The organism is Myxococcus sp. CA023 (genome assembly GCF_010998615.1).
Classification (GTDB): Bacteria; Myxococcota; Myxococcia; order Myxococcales; family Myxococcaceae; genus Myxococcus.
Genome location: NZ_JAAEAH010000014.1, coordinates 21,954 through 41,278, shown reverse-complemented (window position 1 = coordinate 41,278; position 19,325 = coordinate 21,954). Strand labels below are relative to the sequence as shown.

14 protein-coding genes and 1 pseudogene are annotated in these 19,325 nt (G+C 69.9%); 10 read left to right on the top strand and 5 right to left on the bottom strand.

What is annotated here, in order from left to right; genetic code table 11:
- Window positions 1-9: 9 nt before the first annotated feature.
- Together traA and traB are read left to right on the top strand one after the other, a co-directional pair.
- Window positions 10-2,169 (top strand): outer membrane exchange protein TraA, encoded by a 2,160-nt coding sequence (traA, locus tag F8M74_RS08315; RefSeq protein WP_141253269.1) that lies wholly within the window; start codon window positions 10-12, stop codon window positions 2,167-2,169.
- Complete coding sequence (traB, locus tag F8M74_RS08310) at window positions 2,166-3,797, top strand: outer membrane exchange protein TraB (RefSeq protein WP_141253270.1); 1,632 nt, start codon at window positions 2,166-2,168, stop codon at window positions 3,795-3,797. The genes traA and traB overlap by 4 nt, the downstream gene beginning before the upstream one ends.
- 16 nt (window positions 3,798-3,813) lie before the next feature.
- Here traB and F8M74_RS08305 read toward each other — a convergent pair whose 3' ends face one another.
- Window positions 3,814-4,647 (bottom strand): Ig-like domain-containing protein, encoded by an 834-nt coding sequence (locus tag F8M74_RS08305; protein WP_141253271.1) that lies wholly within the window; start codon window positions 4,645-4,647, stop codon window positions 3,814-3,816.
- Window positions 4,648-4,759: 112 nt separating this feature from the next.
- Complete coding sequence (locus F8M74_RS08300) at window positions 4,760-6,670, bottom strand: lipase maturation factor family protein (RefSeq protein ID WP_216619846.1); 1,911 nt, start codon at window positions 6,668-6,670, stop codon at window positions 4,760-4,762.
- 135 nt (window positions 6,671-6,805) lie between these two features.
- Between F8M74_RS08300 and F8M74_RS08295 the strand changes: the two genes are divergently transcribed.
- Window positions 6,806-7,459, top strand: coding sequence for an MBL fold metallo-hydrolase (locus F8M74_RS08295; protein WP_171410188.1), 654 nt, complete (start codon window positions 6,806-6,808; stop codon window positions 7,457-7,459).
- Between the two features lie 15 nt (window positions 7,460-7,474).
- Here F8M74_RS08295 and F8M74_RS08290 read toward each other — a convergent pair whose 3' ends face one another.
- Both F8M74_RS08290 and F8M74_RS08285 read right to left on the bottom strand, forming a co-directional pair.
- Window positions 7,475-8,281, bottom strand: a complete 807-nt coding sequence (locus tag F8M74_RS08290; RefSeq protein WP_141253274.1) for a hypothetical protein — start codon at window positions 8,279-8,281, stop codon at window positions 7,475-7,477.
- Window positions 8,268-9,164: a dimethylarginine dimethylaminohydrolase family protein gene (locus tag F8M74_RS08285; protein ID WP_141253275.1), complete on the bottom strand. Its 897-nt coding sequence runs from the start codon at window positions 9,162-9,164 to the stop codon at window positions 8,268-8,270. Before F8M74_RS08285 ends, F8M74_RS08290 begins: the two co-directional genes overlap by 14 nt.
- Before the next feature lie 182 nt (window positions 9,165-9,346).
- On the opposite strand from F8M74_RS08285, the gene F8M74_RS08280 reads away from it, so the two are divergent.
- Entirely contained in the window at window positions 9,347-11,044 is a 1,698-nt protein-coding gene (locus F8M74_RS08280) for a GTPase (RefSeq protein ID WP_141253276.1), read from the top strand.
- Between the two features lie 183 nt (window positions 11,045-11,227).
- On the opposite strand, the pseudogene F8M74_RS38445 reads toward F8M74_RS08280, so the two are convergent.
- Window positions 11,228-11,593: pseudogene (locus F8M74_RS38445) on the bottom strand (M23 family metallopeptidase); the annotation flags it as partial.
- A gap of 423 nt (window positions 11,594-12,016) precedes the next feature.
- On the opposite strand from F8M74_RS38445, the gene F8M74_RS08270 reads away from it, so the two are divergent.
- The 6 genes from F8M74_RS08270 (at window position 12,017) to F8M74_RS08245 (ending at window position 19,270) form a co-directional block, all read left to right on the top strand.
- A complete protein-coding gene (locus F8M74_RS08270) occupies window positions 12,017-12,682 on the top strand; it encodes a TetR/AcrR family transcriptional regulator (RefSeq protein WP_141253277.1) in 666 nt (221 codons plus the stop codon).
- 25 nt (window positions 12,683-12,707) lie between these two features.
- On the top strand, window positions 12,708-13,613 hold the full coding sequence (locus tag F8M74_RS08265; protein ID WP_141341424.1) for a sterol desaturase family protein: 906 nt from the start codon (window positions 12,708-12,710) through the stop codon (window positions 13,611-13,613).
- Between the two features lie 129 nt (window positions 13,614-13,742).
- Window positions 13,743-15,332: a glucose-6-phosphate isomerase gene (locus F8M74_RS08260; protein ID WP_141257547.1), complete on the top strand. Its 1,590-nt coding sequence runs from the start codon at window positions 13,743-13,745 to the stop codon at window positions 15,330-15,332.
- 162 nt (window positions 15,333-15,494) lie between these two features.
- Complete coding sequence (locus F8M74_RS08255; protein ID WP_141257546.1) at window positions 15,495-16,265, top strand: SDR family NAD(P)-dependent oxidoreductase; 771 nt, start codon at window positions 15,495-15,497, stop codon at window positions 16,263-16,265.
- Window positions 16,266-16,291: 26 nt separating this feature from the next.
- Window positions 16,292-16,834 (top strand): hypothetical protein, encoded by a 543-nt coding sequence (locus tag F8M74_RS08250; protein ID WP_141257549.1) that lies wholly within the window; start codon window positions 16,292-16,294, stop codon window positions 16,832-16,834.
- A gap of 399 nt (window positions 16,835-17,233) precedes the next feature.
- Entirely contained in the window at window positions 17,234-19,270 is a 2,037-nt protein-coding gene (locus F8M74_RS08245; protein WP_228559180.1) for a TonB-dependent receptor, read from the top strand.
- Window positions 19,271-19,325: the final 55 nt, after the last annotated feature.

Here is a 19,325-nt window from a genome sequence, read left to right as displayed (position 1 = left end):
ATTGCGGTTGTGGGAGATATCCCGCATTGTTGCGGGGCTTTGAAATCGCCATTGTCCCGCATCGCGCGTACCGCGCTCACTGTCTTGTCGGTGTGCCTCGCCAGTGTTGCGCAGGCGCAGCCAGAGCCAGGCGAAAAGGAACCGGAGCTTGTCCGCATCCGTGGGACTCCCGTAGCTCCTTCACCAGGAGCAGTCGGCACCGGGTTGTGCATGGCATCAAGCACATCATCGAATCCGGTCGTGGACTTCCCTCAGGACGAGCCCACATTCCCCGGTACCTTCAATGCGTTCATGGAGTCGAGCAGGCCGCGACGCGTCACCTCCGTACTCCGCACGTTGTTCGACCTCTCGAACAACATCACGCTAGGCGATCCAAACGACCCAACGATTCAGCAGCCAAGCTACGGCGACTTCGTGGACTCCGTTGGTTCGTGCGGTAGAGGCGGATGTGCCTCCCCACACCCAACGTTCTCGTCCTTCGGCGCCCGATTTCGCGGATACATCAACGTCCAACCGCAGTGGGTGGAAGTCCCTCTACACTTCGGACTCTATGCCGACGATGCCGTCAGCTTCGTCATCTATGACCTGAGCCAGACGCCCTATCAGGTCATCAACCGGCCACCGCGGATCGGAATCGCGTCCTGGCGCACGACCAACACCGTGGTCTTTGAGAGACCGGGCCTCTATCCCGTAGAGATCCTCTACGCTCAGTTCAGCGAGCACTCTGCGCTTGAGTTCTCGACGTTCGTCGGTGCGTTTCCAGATACAGAGCGTGGCGCCAGCACCGACCCCATCGTCAAGCTCAACACAGCCGGTTTCGCCCTTGCTCCGCCAGAGCTCTTCTTCCACACGGAGGGCGGACGGCCCTCCTTCCCAGACGACATCAACCGCTGCGAGCAGTGCAACCGCCAGTTCGCGAACATCCCAGGCACTGGCGGCTGCGGTTCTTTCTACCACTGCAACGCAGCGGCTCTCTGCGCGCCCTGCGACTCCTCGCTCTTCTGCGGCGAGGACTGCTCCCCCTGCGGCGAGTCCGCGCCCCACTGCGCCAACCTCAACGGCCGCACCCAGTGCGTGCAGTGCATCGAGGACGGCCAGTGCCCGAACGGCCGCTGCGACCTCGAAACCAACCAGTGCACCGGCTGCAACGAAGACAGCGACTGCGCCACGGGCGCTTGTGACACCGAAACATTCACATGTGTCGAGTGCAAGAACGACAGCCAGTGCACCAACGGCGAGGTCTGCGCCACCGACCTCCACGAGTGCCGCGAGTGCACGCAAGACTCCCACTGCCCTCAAGGCGAGTCCTGCACCGACAACGTCTGCTCGCCCTGCGCCACCAATGATTCGTGCGCTGGCAACTCCTGCAACTGCTGTCCCAACGGCACCCAGTGCATGGCGCTGACGCCCGGTGCCACGCCGACCTGTGTTGAGTGCACCACCAGCAGCCAGTGCGCCGCGGGACAGCAGTGCGACACCGCCAACGGCCGCTGCGTGGACAGCGTGCCTTCGTGCAACACGGCCGACAGCTGTGGCCCTGGCTGCGTGAAGTGCCCCGGCGAGCGCCCCTACTGCCTCGACGGCGAAGTCTGCGTCCAGTGTCGCAACGACTTGGAGTGCGGCGACGGCCAGTTCTGCCTCAGTGGCGAATGCGCGTCCTGCACCACGGACAAGCACTGCGGCCCCCGCTGTGGCGCCTGCGATGGTGACACCCCCTTCTGCCTCTCCAATGGCACTGTGCAGGGCAGCACCTGCGTGGGCTGCACGGATGACGGGGACTGCGGGAGCGGCGTGTGCAACCCCACCACGCGCACGTGTGAGAACTCGGGCGCGTGCGCGGTGACGTGCGAGCCGGGAACGGTCTGCGACGGAGCCTCCTGCGTGGAGTGCTTCGCGGATGCCCACTGCCCCTGCGGCGGCACCTGCGACACTGCGACCAACACCTGCTCCACCGCCTGCTCCGACAGCGGAGACTGCCTGGGCGTGGAGCACTGCTCCGCGAAGACGATGGAGTGCGAGCGCGGCCGCCGCAAGCCGGGCACCGAGCCCCAAGGCGGCGCCTTCTGCTGCGGCACCACCGCCGACGCCACGCCCGCTGGAAGCACCACCTTCCTGCTACTGCTCGCCGCGGGCCTCACGTTCCTCCGCCGCCGGCGCCCTGCTCGATGAAGCCCTCGCACCTGTTCCTCATCGTGGCGCTGGGGTTGTCCACCGCCGCCACTGCTCAGCCAGACGCGCGCTTCAACGTGCAGCTCTTCCGTCCGTCCGGCGCGCCCCAGGACCTGGTCGTGGTGCAGCAGTCGCGTCCGCTGTCACACCTGTCCGTCTCGGCCGGGCCGTACCTCAGCTATTCGCTCAACCCCCTGTCCCTGATTCCCGAGGGCGGAGACCTGAGCAAAATCAACCTGGTCGGCAACCGCCTTCAGCTGGACGTCATGGCCACCGTTGGCCTCTTCGACTGGGCCGAGGTCGGCGTGGACATGCCGCTCATCCTCGCCCAGGGCGGCGCCAACCTGGAGGTCATTGGCACCGAGGGGAGTGTGGAGAGCTTCGTGCTCGGTGACCTCCGGCTCACCGGCAAGGTGGCCATCCCGGGCCTGCGCCGGCCCGCCGAGGGCAAGGGCTGGGGCGGCGCGGTGACGCTCAACGTGAGCTTCCCCACCGGCGCCCAGGACGCCTTCGCCGGAGACGGCGAGCTGACCTGGGCCCCGGGCCTGGTGCTGGACTACCGCTTCGAGAACGGCATCCTCCTGGCGCTCAACGGCGGCTTCTGGAAGCGCCCGGACCGCGTCTTCAGCGGCGTGTCCCTGGGCGACATGATGCCCTTCGGCGTCGGCGCGGAGGTCCCCATCCTTCGCGGCAGCGGTGTCACCGCGGTGGGCATGGTGCACGGTGCGGTGGGGTTGCAGAAGCAGCCCGATGAGCCCCGGCAGGTCCCCGCGGAGGCGCTCTTCGGCCTGCGCTGGTACAGCTCCACCGGGCTCACCTTCACGTTCGGCGGCGGCATGGGATGCGGCTGCTCCATCGCCTCGCCCTCGCTGAGCTTCTTCACGTCCATCCTGTGGATTCCGGCGAAGACGCGCGAGTGGGAGGCCCTGGAGCGCTTCAAGGAGCCGCCCGAGCCCCCGCCGCCGCCCATCGACCCGGATGGTGACGGCGTGATTGGCGAGTCGGATGCGTGCCCCGACGTGGCCGGCCCCGTGGCCAACATGGGCTGCCCGGACACGGACAAGGACGGCGACGGCGTGGTCGACCGGCTCGACCGGTGCCCGGACCAGCCCGCCGGCAGCCGAGGCAAGGACGGGTGCCCGCTGGCCCGCCGCGATGGCAACCGGATTGTCATCCTGGAGCAGCTCAACTTCGCCACCGACCAGGACATCATCCTCTCCGAGTCCTTCCCCATCCTGGAGGAGGTCGCGCGGGTGATGAACGAGAACACCGAGGCCGACCGGGTGCACGTCGAGGGTCACACCGACTCTCGCGCCAGCGATGCGTACAACCTGGACCTGTCGCGCCGCCGCGCGGCCAGCGTCATGCGCTTCCTGGTGGAGAGCGGCGTGGCGGCGGAGCGGCTGTGCTCGCAGGGCTTTGGCCGCTCGCGGCCGCTGGCGGACAACGCGACGGAAGAAGGCATGGCGCTCAACCGCCGCGTCGACTTCACCATCCAGCCGCCGAGCGACGGACCGCGTCCGCCCTGCCCGGAGGACGCGGAGGACAAGAAGCGCAAGCGCCCCACCAAGAAAGCGCCTGCCATGCCCAAGGTGAAGTCGAAGGCTCCCGCGGCGCCGAAGCCGTAGACGCGGGGAAGACTCGCTACGGGACGACGAACTCCGCCGCCGACCGCCGCCGACCGGCGACCACGGACACCACCGCGCGCCCGGACCCCACCGCCGTCACGCGGCCTTCGGGTGACACCGACACCACAGCGGGGTCCGAGGTGAAGAACTCCAGCGGCACCGTGTCCAGCACGACGCCGCTGCGATTGAAGGCTCGCGCCTGGAGCTGCACGGACTGCCCCCTCCGCTGGAAAGCGTGGTGCGTGAGGTTGAGGCCCAGCCGCGCGAAGTCCGCCGGCACCACCTGCACCGCGATGTGCCGGCTGAGGTGCCCCAGTGTCGCGCTCAGGGTCGCCTTGCCCGGGCGCACGGCCACCAACTGCCCGTCCTCCACCCGCGCCACCATCTCATCCGAGGAGCGGAACGTGGGCATGGCGTCCTGCAACGAAGAGCCCTGCTCGTTCCTCGCCACCACGCGCAGCTTGATGACACGCCCCACCTCGAGGAAGTCCGCGCCTGGGGCACGCACGTCCAGCGAGTTGAGGATGGTCAGCTCTAGCGGCAACGCCGCGCGGACCTTGCCACCCGTCGCGCCGATGGTCGTCTTCCCCGACTTGCGCACCGTCAGCAAGCCCTCCTGGACCTGCGCCACGTCCGGCGCGGAGCTGGTCCACCGCAGCTTCGGGTCGGACATGGGCTGGCCCTCCGCGTCGAAGACCTCGTACGCCAGCTTCACGGTCTGCCCTGGCGTGCGGAGGTACTTCGTCTCCAGCGGCTCCAGCTTCATGGTGGTGGGCGTGGGCCCGCAGGCGCTCAGCAGCCCGATGACGGCGACAAGGGGGAGGGAAAAAGGAGTGCGCGGCGTCTTCACGGCGTCACGACGGCGGAGATGGGTGGGAAGCCTCCATTGTAGCCCCACCCCATCGGCGGCGTACGAAAAGGGGCCTTCGCGATTCAGGGCCGCACGCCTGCTCCCACCCGCCTCACGCCCCGGCATGCCATTGCAGCGCGGGAATGCGTCCACGAGGCCGGGGCCCTGGCGCCAGCGAGAGGGGCGGCACGTAGAGGCCCAGCCGCTCCCGCCGCCACCAGGTGCCCGTGCGCCGCCGCTCGGCCACGTCCGCCATCCGGTAGTCGTACAGCACCGCTCGCACCATCCGGGGCGGCCGGTCCGGGAAGGGGTTGCCCGCCAGCAGGCCCAGGACGTCCGGCGAGCCCTCCAGCAGCCGGGCCAGGAACGCGACGAACCATCCAGGGGGCGAGCCGAGCGCGGCGAACCACATCTGCCAGTCCAGCCGCGGCTGGTGGGGAGCCACCTGCCGGGGAGGCCGGGCCGGGTCCCCTACCTTGTAGTGGAAGGAGTATTCCTTCCACTGCACACCGTCGTCGGAGCCCTCCACGAGGATTTCCGGCCGCTGCACCGTCATCACGCTGAAGAGGCCGTAGGGATTCACCGAACGCAGGGGCCGCGCCTGGGACTCCAGCCACGTCAGCATCGCGCCGACGCGCTCGGGCCGGTACCGCTGCCACCCTTCGAACCTGCGAAGCACCTCCGACGCCCCCAGCACCAGCAGCGGCGACACCACCAGCGCGGACACGCCGGTACGCCACCAGGGCCGTGGCTGAGCGGGAGGCCCGTCCTTCAAAGGCAGCACCCGCCGAAGCGCCGCGTCATCCAGGAGCCACACGCCCAGCACCCAGGCTTGGACGTTGAAGAAGCCGTAGTTCCCCGTGGCGGCGATGGCGGTCTGCAAGCCGCTCAGGCTCCAGAAGGCGAACTGCCGCAAGCGCCGGGGCCCGAAGGCCAGGAAGGGCACCACCGTCTCGAGCCAGAGCGCCGCCCCGGTCGAGGCCCGCTGGAACCGACGAGGCAGATGATGCGCGTACCAACCACCCCGCGTGGGCAGCGGCGCCGTCTCGTAATAGTGCTCGCACGCGGTCAGCTCGCGCCAGGTCCGGTCCCCCGACTGGACCTTGCTGACCCCCGAGCCGAAGTAGAGCCGGAATACGAGCAGCCGGAAGAGGAACACATCCAGCGCGGAGGGCTCGTCACGGCCCAGGCCCGGCCGCGGTCCTCCGGGCGCGGTGAGCGCCGCCAGCAGCCCCATCTCCAGCAGCAGCACGTCCCACTGGAAGGAGAGGAACTCACGCCCCACGGCCACATAGGAGAGGTACAGCGCCCACAACAGCGACACGCTGAGCCGGGGCGCCACGTTGAAGAGCAACGCCAGGGACAGCACCTGCCCCTTCCAACACCCACGCACCAGCGCGGCGTCCGACGCGTCCAACCAGAACAGGGACGGAATGCGCCTCCACCGCGCGAGCGCCGAGGACTCCTCGCGGCGCTCCGCGGCCAGGCGCTCCGCCACGGGCCGGAGGCCTTGCGTCCCATACAATCCCCGCACCTGCCGTCCCAGCGAAGTGAAGGCGATGAGGAACGTCCCTCCCAGCAGCCGCAGGAAGACCCAGCGCACCCACCGGTATTCGTGCGGCACCACGGCGCGCCCGAAGAGCCAGCGGTCCACGCCCGCCGCCCGACGGCGATTCCGAGCCACCACCGCATAGACGCCCTGGGCCAGCTGCAACACCCCCGGCATCAGGCCCAGCCTCGCGGCCACCCGGGTCCCCTGGCGAGGTGACGCGGCGAGCGCTCGGAAGAGCGCCTCCGCTCCCTGGGACACCCGGCCGGAGGGCTCCACCAACTGCATGGCCCTGCGCATGTCCGCCTTCGGGATTCCCAGCAGCCAGCGGCGCCAAGCGCTGCCCGGCCGGTAGCGGACGCGGTCCTCGGTGCGCCACCGCCATCGCGCGGCCCAGCGCCGGCAGAACGCACAGTCGCCGTCGAAGAGCACCAGGGGCCGGGTCAGCACACCGCGGGAGATTCGCGCCATCATGGGTGAACGTTGTGCCGTCCGACTGGCGCCGTCCCCGTGTCCTCGGGCGCCCGCCGTGGAAGCAGCGGAGCATCCAAGCCGTGGCCTCCCTCCCCGCCCCCGTGACACCGCCTGGGGGTGCCTAGCTTTGTCCGCATGAGCGAGCCCAAGGGGAAGGCGAAGCGGACAAGCGAGTTGGTGCCCGGCATCCACCACTGGACCCTCTCCGATGACCGCATCGGCGGCGCGCGCAGTGACGCGTACGCCGTGGTGGACACGGATGGCGCCGTCGTCCTCATCGACCCGCTGCCCATCGACGAGGCAGCACTGCGCAAGCTGGGGAACATCTCCGCCATCGTCCTGACGGCGGGAAATCACCAGCGCTCCGCCTGGCGGCTACGCAAGGCCTTCAAGGTGCCCGTCTGGGCGCCCGAGGGGGCGCTGACGCTGGAGGAGCAGCCCGACTTCTTCTACGTCGCGGGAGACACGCTGCCCGCCGGGCTCATCTCGTTCCACACGCCCGGGCCCACCGAGGCGATGTACACGCTGTGGATGCAGCAACACCCGCGCGGCGTCGCGTTCATCTCCGACCTGCTCACGCACGAGGACGGGGAGACGCCGGAGTTCGTCCCCAGCGAGTACCAGGACGAACCGCAGCGCACCCGGCACAGCGTCCAGCGCATCCTGGACCACCTCCCCGTGGAGACGCTGTGCTTCTCCCACGGAGCGCCCATCCTCCGCGACGGCTCCCGCGCGTTGCGGCTCGCGCTGGAAGAGGACATGGAGTCGCCCGCCGCGCCAGCCCCCTGAGCGGGCCCACGCGCGTCAGCCGAGTGGGCCTTCGCGCACCAGCACCTGTCCCGCCTCCAGCCCCGGAGGCACCAGGTGCAACACCTCGCCCGCCTCCGCGCGATCGAGCAGCGCGCTCAGCGTCGAAAGGTCCGTGGCGGGTACACGCAGCGACGGCGTCAACGAAAGACGCCGCACCATCGCGTCGCCCAGCCGCGTCCGGTCCGTCAGCTCCGACTCGTAGACGAAGGAGCGTTCGCCATACTCATGGCCCCCGGGCACGCGCCCCACGAGGCGCAGAGGGCCCAGCCTGGAATGGACACGGACGCTGGGGTTGTCCCACTGGGCCACGCCTCGCAGCCGCCGCGCGCGCAACATCTGCAACGTGAGCAGCTTCACCCACGGCGACGCCCCCGTCCCTGGCAACACGCTCAGCAACGACACACCGATGAACAGCCCCGGCGTCACCGAAGGCGCCGCGTAGTAGGCCGCGCCAATGGCCGGGTCCTCGTCGGCCAGCCCCAACCGCTCGCGCACGGGGGCCGCCAGCATCCGGGCCGGACAGCGCAGGAGGCCAATGGCGCCCGGCAGCAGATACAGGTCCGACAGCACCCAACGCGGCACGCCGATGCCACCGAAGGCGAGCTGGTTCAGCGCCAGGTATCGCATCGCCAGGTCCGCGTTCCGCTCGGCGGGAAGGAACGTCACCGGCACGCCCAGCGGCGACAAGTCCAAGGAGCCCGCGTGCTCACCCGAGCCCAGCGCCACCAGCGACGCGCCAGGGTGCGCCGCGAGGAAGGCCTCCGCCTGCCGAGGCAGCGTGTCCGCGTCACCCATCGGCATCGATGTCCCTCGCGATGGCCGACAACCGGAATGCGTCTGGGATGTTCAGCGTCGCGGCGTCCACCTCCGCGCGCGACACGAGGCAGCGTGACGAGCCGCCGCCCTTCTCACACAGCTCGCGCATGGTGAGCGACACCACGCGCAGGCCCAGCGCCTCCAGCCGCTCCCGCACCGAGTCCGGCACCACCGAAGGCGCCAGCACGTCACGCCCCACCGGCAGCCCGTTGGTGGCGTAGCGGCGAATCTCCGCCTCCGTCACGAGGAGCAGCCGGTGCTCGCCGAAGCGCTCGCGCAGCAGCGCATGGGACTCCGGCGCCATCACGTCCGGACACACCATCAGCCGGTCCACCGCGGGCAGCGGAAGCACCGCCATGTTGCCGTGGAAGGCGGGCTCGCGGACCTGGATGCGCAGCACCTCTCCGGGGAAATACCGCGCCGCGGCCTCCAGGCCGTCCAGCGTCGTGCGGCCGCCCCAGAACAGCAGCGTGACGCCGTCGAAGGTGGCCACGTCGCCGTGGGCCTCCCAGATGCCCACGCCCGGGTCCACCACCTCCATGCCCAGCGAGCGGGCCAGGGGCGCCCAGTGCTCGCGCTCCGCCTGCCGGTGCGCGCTCATCATCCGCGGCAGCACGAACAACGGAGCGGCGCCCTGACGCGCCACCACCTGCCCACATTCGGCGGCGTACGGCATGCCCGTCAGGAGCTCGGAGGGAGACGGCAACGCGACCACCGTGCCGCCACGCGCTTCGATGTCCCGGGCCAGCGCCAGCCATTCCCGCCGGGCCTGACGCGCGTCCACGGGCGGCGCCTCGCGGCTGCGGAAGTTGCTGCGGCCACGCAGGGCCCACGTGCGTCCCGGCGGCGACATGAGGAAGAGGTCCATGGTGGTACTGCTTCTACTCCTCCAGGCATCCCCGCGGCCATCCGGTCCCCGCCCCACCCTGACGCCCGACGTTCCCGGTAGGGCACCCCGCGCGGGACCGCCGCCGGAAACTGCACGCTGGCGCCCCTTCCGTGCATCTTCTTCGTAGTCACCCGGACGAAGCCGGGACAGGCTCTCTCCACGTGGACGAGACGAGCCTGCCTGAACCCGATGCCCTGCGTTCCCTGCTGAAGACGGCCCTGGAGCTGCCCGCGCTCCGGCCGCATGCCGCGCGCCTGGAGCGGCTCGTGGACGACTATGCGCGCGGCGTGGCGCGCAAGGACGCCCCCCTGAGCGTGGCGTTGGTGGGAGCCACCGGTGCGGGCAAGTCCACCCTCCTCAACGCGCTGGCGGGGCAGGCCCTGTCGCGCGAAGGCGTCAACCGGCCCACCAGCACGGCCGCCACCGTGTTCGCGCCCGAAGGCACGCCCACGGACGCGCTGGCGGGCTCCGGCGCGCGGGTCATGACGTATGCCCCCGGCCCCCAGGGCCTGTGGGGCGGACAGGTCTTCATCGACACACCGGACCTCAACAGCGTGGCCACCACGCACCGCGAAGTGGCCCGCGCGGCGCTGGAGCGCGCGGATGTCGCGCTCGTCGTCATGCACCGCGGAAGCGTGGCGGAGGCCTCCCAGGTGGAGTTCCTCACGGAGTTCGCCCGCCGGCGCTCGCTCGTCTTCATCCTCAACTTCGCGGACGAGCTGTCTCCCGAGTCGCGCGACACGCTCAAGGCCCAGGTGCGCCGCGTGGCCTCCGAGCAGTACGGCCTGGCCCAGGAAGACGTGCCCGTCTTCGCCATCAGCGCCCTGTCGGCGAAGGACGGCCGGGACGTGTCCGGCGAGTTCGGCGCCCTGCTCTTCCACCTGCGCGGGCTGGCCACGCAGGCGGTGGCCGCGCGCGTGCGCAAGACGAACGCGATGGGCGCGCTGGAAGAGGTGCACACGCGCGTGGAGGCCGCGCTGAAGGAGACGGACGCGATGCTGTCACGCACGCGCGCCGCGCTGGACTCGGGGCTGGAGAAGGCTGCGGAGGGCCTGCGCGCGGACTTCGACGCGCGGCTGCGGCTGGCGCACGGCCACCTGGCGGCGGAGGTGCGGCGTCAGGCAGGAGGCCGCTTCTGGGGACCCGCGGCCTGGGGCCTGCGGCTGTCCCTCTGGGGCGCCAGCGGGCTGGGCGCGGCGGCGCTGGTGGGGCGGAGCAGTCTGCCCGCGGGGCTGGCGGTGGCGGCGGCTTCCACCGTGGTGGACGTGGTGCGCGGACACACCCGCGCCAGGGCCGCGGAGTCCGCGGTGGTGGAGCCCTTCGAGGACGACTTCAGCGCCCAGGCCGCGGCGCGCACCGCGCTGGCGGAGGCGCGCAGCGTGGCGCGCGCGAGCGGACTGGAGCCCGCGCTGCTGGGCGTCCCCGACGTGGACACGCTGTTGGAGGAGGTGCGGGTGGCCAGAGCGGGCGCCTGGCGCTACACCGCCACCACCGGCGTGGCGGAGGCGGTGGCCGGCTGGTGGCGCACCGCGCGCTGGCTAGTGCTGCCGCTCATCAACCTGCCGCTGCTGGCCCTGCTGGGCCATGTGGGCTACCGCGTGGTGCGGGCCTACGTGGAAGGCCCCCTGCTGCCGTTGGACTACTTCGTCAACGCGGGGGCCCTCTTCATGCTGCTCGCCGGAGCGGGCGCGCTGCTGGCCTCAGCGAGTCTCGCTGGGGCCGCTCGCCGTGCGGGGACCACCGGACGTGCGCGCTTCGTTGAGGCCCTGGCCGCCCTGGGCGGGAGGCTGGGAGAGACCGTCGAGGATGCTCTGCGCCCCGGGCGGGAGGCCGCGAAGGGCCTGCTGGCGCTCCGGTGACATGGACACCACCGGCTGACCCGGGGTGTGCGTACCGCCGTTGCTCGCCATGAGCGCCTGCGTGCCGTTGTCCTTGCAGAGGGGAGCGGCCACGCGGGTGTCGCGCACCGGGTCCCCGTAGCCAGCGATGCGCGCCGGCACGGACGGGTTGTTCCAACCCTTGCCGCTCTCACGCGCCACCTTGAAGTGCAGGTGCGCGCCGCAGGCCCAGCCGGTGGAGCCGGAGAAGCCGATGAGCTGGCCCTCCTTCACCACGTCACCCGGCTTCACCACCACCGCGCTGAAGTGGAGGTACTGCGTCTCCAGTCCATCGCCGTGGGAGATGACGACGTAGTTGGCGTAGGGCGCGAGCTTCTCGTCACAGCCACCCTTGGTGCTGTCACCGCGAGACAGGCGCACCGTGCCGTCGCGCGCGGCGACGATGGGTGTGCCATCCGGCATGCGGAAATCCCACGCATGCGTGTCGTTGTGTTGGTGACTTCCCGTGTCATGTCCCTGGCTCACCGTGTGGATGCGACCACAGGCGAAGGGAACGCCGACCTCGGGCATTTCGCCCACATCAGTGGCGGAAGAGGAAGGAACCGCAGGGGCCGAAGCCAGGAGAGAACCAAGGAGGAGGGCTGAAAGGTTCATATCGGGGCGGGGCGGAAACGAGGGCAAGTGGCGCGGGTATTTCCCTGCGGATTTTCGCCGTGCCTGCCTGCTGTACGACGCGGAGGGCCTCGGCACGCCCACCCTCCCGAGGGGAGTCATGCCCGAGTCCCGAGCGAACGCCGTGAACTTGGCACCCAGGCCCCTGTCCGCCGGGCCGCTGGGGAAGCGGGCTTGGCGCGCCTCATGAGCGGCCACTTCCCTTTCGAGGTGCCCGTGAACGGGGACAGATGGCGGCACACGCCACTGTGAGAACCACTCACCCCTCACCGAAGAAAGTGACTGGTCACTCACTAAGTTCAGACTTATCCTGCGAGTCGAATGGCCGCGAAGAACTCTCCATCGGACGCGCCGGCCCGGCCTGTCCGCCGCACGCAGCAGGAGCGCCGTGAGACGACGCGGCGCAAGCTGCTGGACGCCACCATCGAAACGCTGGTGGAGCAGGGCTATGCCCGCTTGACGACGGTGGAGGTGTCCAAGCGGGCTGGCCTGTCACAGGGCGCGCTCTTCACGCACTTCGATACGAAGGAGGAGCTGCTCGCCGCGGCGGTGGAGCACCTCTTCCCCCGGCTCATCCAGGACTACCTGGCCGGTGTGGGGGCCCGGCCATCGGGCAGGGACCGCATCGCGGCGGCGGTGGACATGTTGTGGGCCGCCTTCCAGCGCCCGGAGCTGCAGGCCGCCATCGAGCTGTACGTCGCGGCGCGCACGGACGCGGAGCTGCGCGTGGCGCTGGCGGCGGTGGACGGGCCGCACCGGGAGAACCTGCACCGCGTGGCACGCGAGCTGTTCCCCGAGGCCGCCGAGCACCCGGACTTCGACTCCATCGTGGAGCTGGCGCTGGACGCGGTGCAGGGCGCCGCGGTGGGAGGCAGCGCCCGGCCGAACGACCCGGCGCACCGGCGCATGCTGGATGCGCTCACCCACTTCATGCGCAACGCCTTCCTCCCCTCATTGGCGCGGCCTCGCCGCCGCGCCCGCTCCTGAGTTCGCCGACACGGAGGGTCCCACCATGGACGCAGCACACATCCCCGACATCATCACCCCGGCCATCCCGGTGTTCACCCTCACGGTGATTGCCGAGGCTCTCTGGGTGAAGAAGCAGCGGGACGAAGGCCGTCCCATGGTGGGCCACACCTGGAAGGACACGATTGCCAGCATCTCCATGGGGCTGGGCAACGTGGCCATCAACGTCCTGTGGAAGGGCGTGGCCTTCGCCGGCTACCTGGCGCTCTACCACCTGACGCCGCTGCGCATGGGCACCGGCGTGCTGGCGTGGGTGCTCATCTTCTTCGCGGACGACCTCTGCTACTACGCCTTCCACCGCGTCCACCATGAGAGCCGCTTCTTCTGGGCGTCCCACGTGGTGCACCACTCCAGCCAGCACTACAACCTCTCCACGGCGCTGCGGCAGACGTGGACGCCGCCCACCAGCTTCGTCTTCTGGGCACCGCTGGCGCTGCTCGGGTTCCACCCGGTGATGATTGTCGTGCAGCAGTCCGTCAGCCTGCTCTACCAGTACTGGATTCACACCGAGGCCATTGGCCGGCTGCCGCGCCCGCTGGAGTGGGTGCTCAACACGCCGTCACACCACCGCGTGCACCATGCGTCCAACCCGCGCTACCTGGACAAGAACTACGCGGGCATCCTCATCATCTGGGACCGGCTCTTCGGGACGTTCGAGCCAGAGGGCGAGAAGCCCGTGTACGGCCTGACGAAGAACCTGGAGACGTTCAATCCCGTGCGCATCGCCTTCCACGAGTTCGCGGCCATCACACGCGACGCGGCGAAGCCCGGCTCCCTGAAGCAGCGCCTGAGCTACGTCTTCCGCAACCCGGCCTGGAAGCCCGACGCACCAGAGGCACCCCAGCCGCCCGGAGTACAGCCCCCGCCCGAAGCGGCCCGCCCCTCCGTGTGAGGTGTTGAGCACCCGGCCGCCCGCGGCCCCGTGGACGCGCACCGACACCGCCGTCCAGCTTCCCACCCGCGCACGGAGGCGCTAAGCCATCCGGCACTTTTCGCGACGCGAGAACTGCCAGGAGGAGCCATGACCGAGCGAGAACTGTGGGAGCGGTACCAGCGTTATCTGTGCGTCGTCCCGGCCTTGGACTTCACGCTCGACGTCTCGCGGATGCGCTTCCCGGCGGACTACCTGGAGCGGATGCGCCCCCGCGTGGAGGAAGCCTTCGGCGCGATGGAGGCCCTGGAGAAGGGCGCCGTCTCCAACCCCGACGAGAAGCGCAAGGTGGGCCACTACTGGCTGCGCGCGCCGGAGCTGGCGCCCGAGCCCGCGCTCCAGAAGGAAATCACCGACACGGTGGCCGCCATCCACGCCTTCGCGAAGGACGTGCATGAGGGCCGGGTGAAGCCACAGAAGGCGCAGCGCTTCACGCACGTGCTGATTGTCGGCATTGGCGGCTCGGCGCTGGGGCCGCAGCTGGTGGCGGATGCGCTGGGCACGGCGAAGGACCCGATGCAGGTGTCCTTCTTCGACAACACGGACCCGGACGGCTTCGACCGCGTGCTGGCGCAGCTGGGCGAGCGGCTGTCGGAGACGCTCACCCTGGTCATCAGCAAGTCGGGTGGCACCAAGGAGACGCGCAACGGCATGCTGGAGGCCGAGCGCGGCTACTCGGCGCGGGGTCTGGACTTCAGCAAGCACGCGGTGGCCGTCACCGGCGCCGGCAGCGAGCTGGACAACCACGCGAAGAAGCAGGGCTGGCTGCGCACCTTCCCCATGTGGGACTGGGTTGGCGGCCGCACGTCGGTGACGTCCGCGGTGGGCCTGCTGCCCGCGCGCCTGCAGGGGCTGGACATCGACGCGCTGCTGAAGGGCGCGCGCGACATGGACGCGGCGACGCGGGAGCGCGATGCGCTGAAGAACCCGGCCGCGCTGCTGGCGCTCATGTGGCACTACGCGGGTGACGGCAGGGGCCACAAGGACATGGTCATCCTGCCGTACAAAGACCGGCTGCTGCTGATGTCGCGCTACCTCCAGCAGCTCGTCATGGAGTCGCTGGGCAAGGAGACGGACCTGGATGGCCAGGTGGTGAACCAGGGCATCGCCGTCTACGGCAACAAGGGCTCCACGGACCAGCACGCCTATGTGCAGCAGCTGCGCGAGGGTGTGCTCAACTTCTTCGCCACCTTCATCGAGGTGCTGAAGGACCGTGACGGCGGCTCGCAGGAAGTGGAGCCCGGCGTCACCAGCGGTGACTACCTGCTGGGCTTCCTGCTGGGCACGCGGCGCGCGCTCTACGAGAAGGACCGCGAGTCGCTCACCCTCACCGTGCCGGACGTGAGCGCGCGCACGCTGGGCGCGCTGATTGCCCTGTATGAGCGGGCCGTGGGCTTCTACGCCACGCTGGTGCACATCAACGCGTACCACCAGCCGGGCGTGGAGGCGGGCAAGAAGGCCGCGGGCGTGGTGCTGGAGCTCCAGCGCAAGCTGACGACGCGCCTGCGCGAGGCGCGCGCAGAGGCTCGCACCGCCGAGCAGCTCGCGGCGGACATCGGCATGCCGGACGAGGTGGAGACGGTGTTCAAGGTGCTCCAGCACCTGGCCGCAAACCCGGACCGCGGCGTCACGCGCACCCCAGGGGCCACCCCGACGCAGGCGCGCTTCCAGGCGAAGTAGGACCGCGGCCACCGATGCCCGCGGCCGAAGCACCCGGCCGCGGCACCGGTCATCGGAAGCAGAACCCCTCCCAGGCGATGCTTCCCGGACTTGCGCACAGGACTCAACGCCCCGGCACCATGACGTCCCCATGAGCGGACGGGCGCAGTAGAACGCCCGCCCATGGACCTGGAGCTCAAAGGAAAGACGGCCCTCATCACCGGCAGCAGCCGGGGCATTGGCCGGGCCATCGCGTCGGTGCTGGCCCGCGAGGGCGTGCGGGTGTGCCTCAGCGCACGCGGCGCGGAGGCCCTGGAGGCCACCGCGGCGCAGCTTCGCGCCGAGGGCGCGGACGTGGCCACTGTGGTGACGGACGTGGCCACCCAGGCCGGCGCCGTGGAAGCAGTGGACGCGGCGGTGCGCGCCTTCGGCCGGTTGGACATCCTGATCAACAACGTGGGCGGCAGCGGCGGCGCGGGCGCCTTCCATTCCGCCACCGCCGAGCAGTGGACATCCGTCCTGGACCGCAACCTCCTGTCCGCCGTGTGGTGTAGCCAGCGCGCCGTGGAGACCATGCGCCAGCAGGGCGGCGGCTGCATCGTCCACATCAACTCCATCTTCGGCCGCGAGTACGCCACCAGCGCGCCCTACACCACCGCCAAGGCTGGCATCACCGCGCTCACCAAGGAGATGGCGGTGGACCTGGCGCAGTACCGCATCCGCGTCAACGGCGTGGCCCCCGGCTCCATCCTCTTCCCCGGGGGAAGCTGGGACAAACGCCAGAAGGCGGATCCAGAGAAGGTGGCCAGGCTGGTGCGTGACGAGCTGCCCTGGGGCCGCTTCGGCGCCCCCGAGGAAGTGGCCGACGTGGTGGCCTTCCTCTGCTCGGAACGCGCACGCTGGGTCACAGGGGCCACCCTACCCGTGGATGGGGGCCAGGGCCGTGCCTTCTGAGCGAAAAGCCCCCCGTGCTCCGTGCTATGCAGGGGCCCTCGAATGAGACTCGAAGCGTGCTGAAGCTCTACAAGAAGGAAGGCAACCGGCTCCGCTACTGGGAGGCCTGGGTGCATGACGGCGCACTCACCGTGCACCAAGGCCTCGTGGGCGAGACGGGTGAAGACCAGCAGTTGCCCCTCCCCCCGGATGAAGACCCGGACATGGTCATCGCCGAGGCCGCCGGCCCCCTGGTGGACCAGGGCTATGACGAGCCTGATCCCACGGCGATGATGACCCTCATCGTCCAGTACACCATCGAGGGCAAGGGCACCGGCCACGACGTGGAGAAGCGCGTCGCCGTGGAGGAGCTGCTCACGGACGCGCTCGGCTGGACGGGCAATGGCGAGGTCGAAGGCGGTGAGCTCCAGGAACAGCAGCTCCGCGTCTACTGCCGGGTGATGGACGCCGACGCGGGCGTGCGCACGGCCGTGGAGGCCCTGGACTCCGAGGACCTGCTCGAAGGCGCCACCCTGCTCATCGCCAGGGACGACGAAGAGCCGCGGGCCGTCTGGCCCACGAAAGACTGACGCACACCTCGCGGGCACCTCCGCGGTGAAGGCGGACTTCTACGGCTGGTGTAGAAGATTCCGCCTTCCGCGCGTTGACAGGACACCCGCCAGGACGCAAAGTGCCGCTTAGTTGAAATTGATTCGCAAAGTCACACGCAAAGTACAGCACCTTCCGCGCACGCTCCGCTGAGCACCGGAAGACCTCAGGACGCGGCCCTTTGCATCGCAGGTGTCCCCCACGTCGCGGCTTCCGCGGCGGCGGGAGGGCCTTGCTCGAATCAGTACCCGCGGACGCCTCGGGCGGAAGCGGAACGGGGGGAGTCCGGCAGTTCAGACACCCACATGAGGAGAAGGACCTTGCGCGCCGTTCACCGTGATGACGTTTCCCCCCGACCCTTCCGTGGTCCCCGCCTGTCCGTGACGTGGAAGTGGGTGGGCTCTGCCCTGCTGCTCACCATGACGCCCGCCTGGGCGCAGGACGCGGCCACGCCGCCGCCGCCGGACTCCGCGGCCGCCGAGCATCAGGCCGAGCAGGCGGAGGCGGCGCTGGAGGACAACATCTTCCAGATGGCCCCCGTGGTGGTGACGGCGACGCGCACTGAGCAGGACGTCACCTCCGCCCCTGCCTCCGTCACCGTGGTGACGCAGGAGGACCTGAAGCGGGCGCCCGTGGGCGATTTGACGGACGCCATCCGCCTGGCGCCCGGCATCAGCCTGACGGCCGGCAGCCAGGGCCGCCGTGGCATCAGCATCCGCGGCATGGATTCGAGCTACACGCTCATCCTGGTCGACGGAAAGCGCGTGAACTCGCTGGAGGCGGTGTTCCGCCACAACGACTTCGACATCGGCCTCATCCCCACGGAGGGCATCGAGCGCATCGAGGTCGTCCGCGGCGCCATGTCCTCCCTCTACGGCTCCGAGGCCCTGGGCGGCGTCATCAACATCATCACCAAGCCGATCGCGCCCAAGTGGACGGGCGGCATCGACCTGAAGGCGCAGACGCCCACCGTGGGCGCCAACGGCGAGGAGCTCCGCTCCAGCGTCTTCCTCAGCGGTCCGCTCATCGAGGACACGCTCTCCATGAAGATTACGGGCGGCTTCAATCACCGCCAGGCGTGGAATGGCGCGCGCAACCCGGGCTCGCCCGTGCTCAACGCGGACGGTGCGCCGGTGACGCGTGAAGACGGCAGCGTCGTCAACCACGGCGACCTGGCCACGCTCGAGGGCCGAAATGACCACAACGGCCGGCTGTCGCTGAACTGGACGCCCACCGCGCAGCAGACGATTACCGCCGAGTACGGCCGCGCGTACCAGAACCGCATCGGCGAGTACTACATCGGCGGCTCCTACGGCGACGCGGACGCGGTGGTCCACCGCAACGACGCGGTGCTGGGCCACAAGGGCAAGTGGGACTGGGGTAACTCCGAGGTCCGCGGCTACTGGGAAGGATTGGAGAGCGGCGTCGACGGCCTCACCCAGGACAACATCGTCGCGGAGGCGAACGCCACCGCGTACCTGGGCATCAACACGCTGACGGTGGGCGGCGAGGCGCGCTGGATTGACCTCAAGTCGGACGAGTTCACCAGCGGCGGCGCCAGCGTGCACCAGCAGGCCCTCTACGCGCAGGATGAGCTGGCGCTGATGGACAAGCTGACGCTGCTGCTGGGCGCGCGTCTGGACAACCACGAGAACTTCGGCCTCCACTTCACGCCGCGTGCCTACGCCGTCTACTCGCCCATCAACCACCTCACCCTGAAGGCGGGTGTCGGCACGGGCTTCAAGGCGCCCACGCTGCGTCAGATGAGCACCGAGTCCCTGGTGACGAGCTGCCGAGGCCGCTGCGGCATCATCGGCAACCCGGACCTGGACCCGGAGAAGAGCACCAACTTCGAGGTGTCCGCCAACTGGACCATGACGTCGTGGGCCCTGTCGGCGACCGTCTTCCAGAACAACATCCGCAACCTCATCGACACGCCGCGCGGCACGGGCGTGGAGCCGGTGGGCACCGACCCGGGAACGGGCCTGCCCCTGTACGTGCCCCGCAACGTCAACCGCGCGCGCCTGCGCGGCGTCGAGGCGACGGCGAGCAAGGCCTTCGGCAATGTGGTCCGCCTGAGCGCGAACTACACCTTCCTGGAGAGCCGGGACCTGGAGAACGACGTGCAGCTCGCCTACCGGCCCAAGCACACCCTCAACGGCCAGATTGACCTGACGCCGATGGACAAGCTGAAGGCCTTCGTGCGCGGCCAGTACATTGGCCCGCAGCTCAGCGGCACCGAGGAAGTGGAGGCCTATGCCCTCTTCGACGCGGGTGCCAGCTACGACATCAGCAAGAACTTCGGCGTCAACGCGGGCGTTCTCAACATCGCCAACACCCGCACCGAGGACGAGGAAGGCTACGTGTTCCAGGAGCGCGGCCGCACCCTCTACGCAGGCGTGAACGCGCGGTTCTAAGGCGCCGCTTCGTCCCTCGTCACGCATTGCGCGTGGCGAGGGGCGCCCGCGCGAC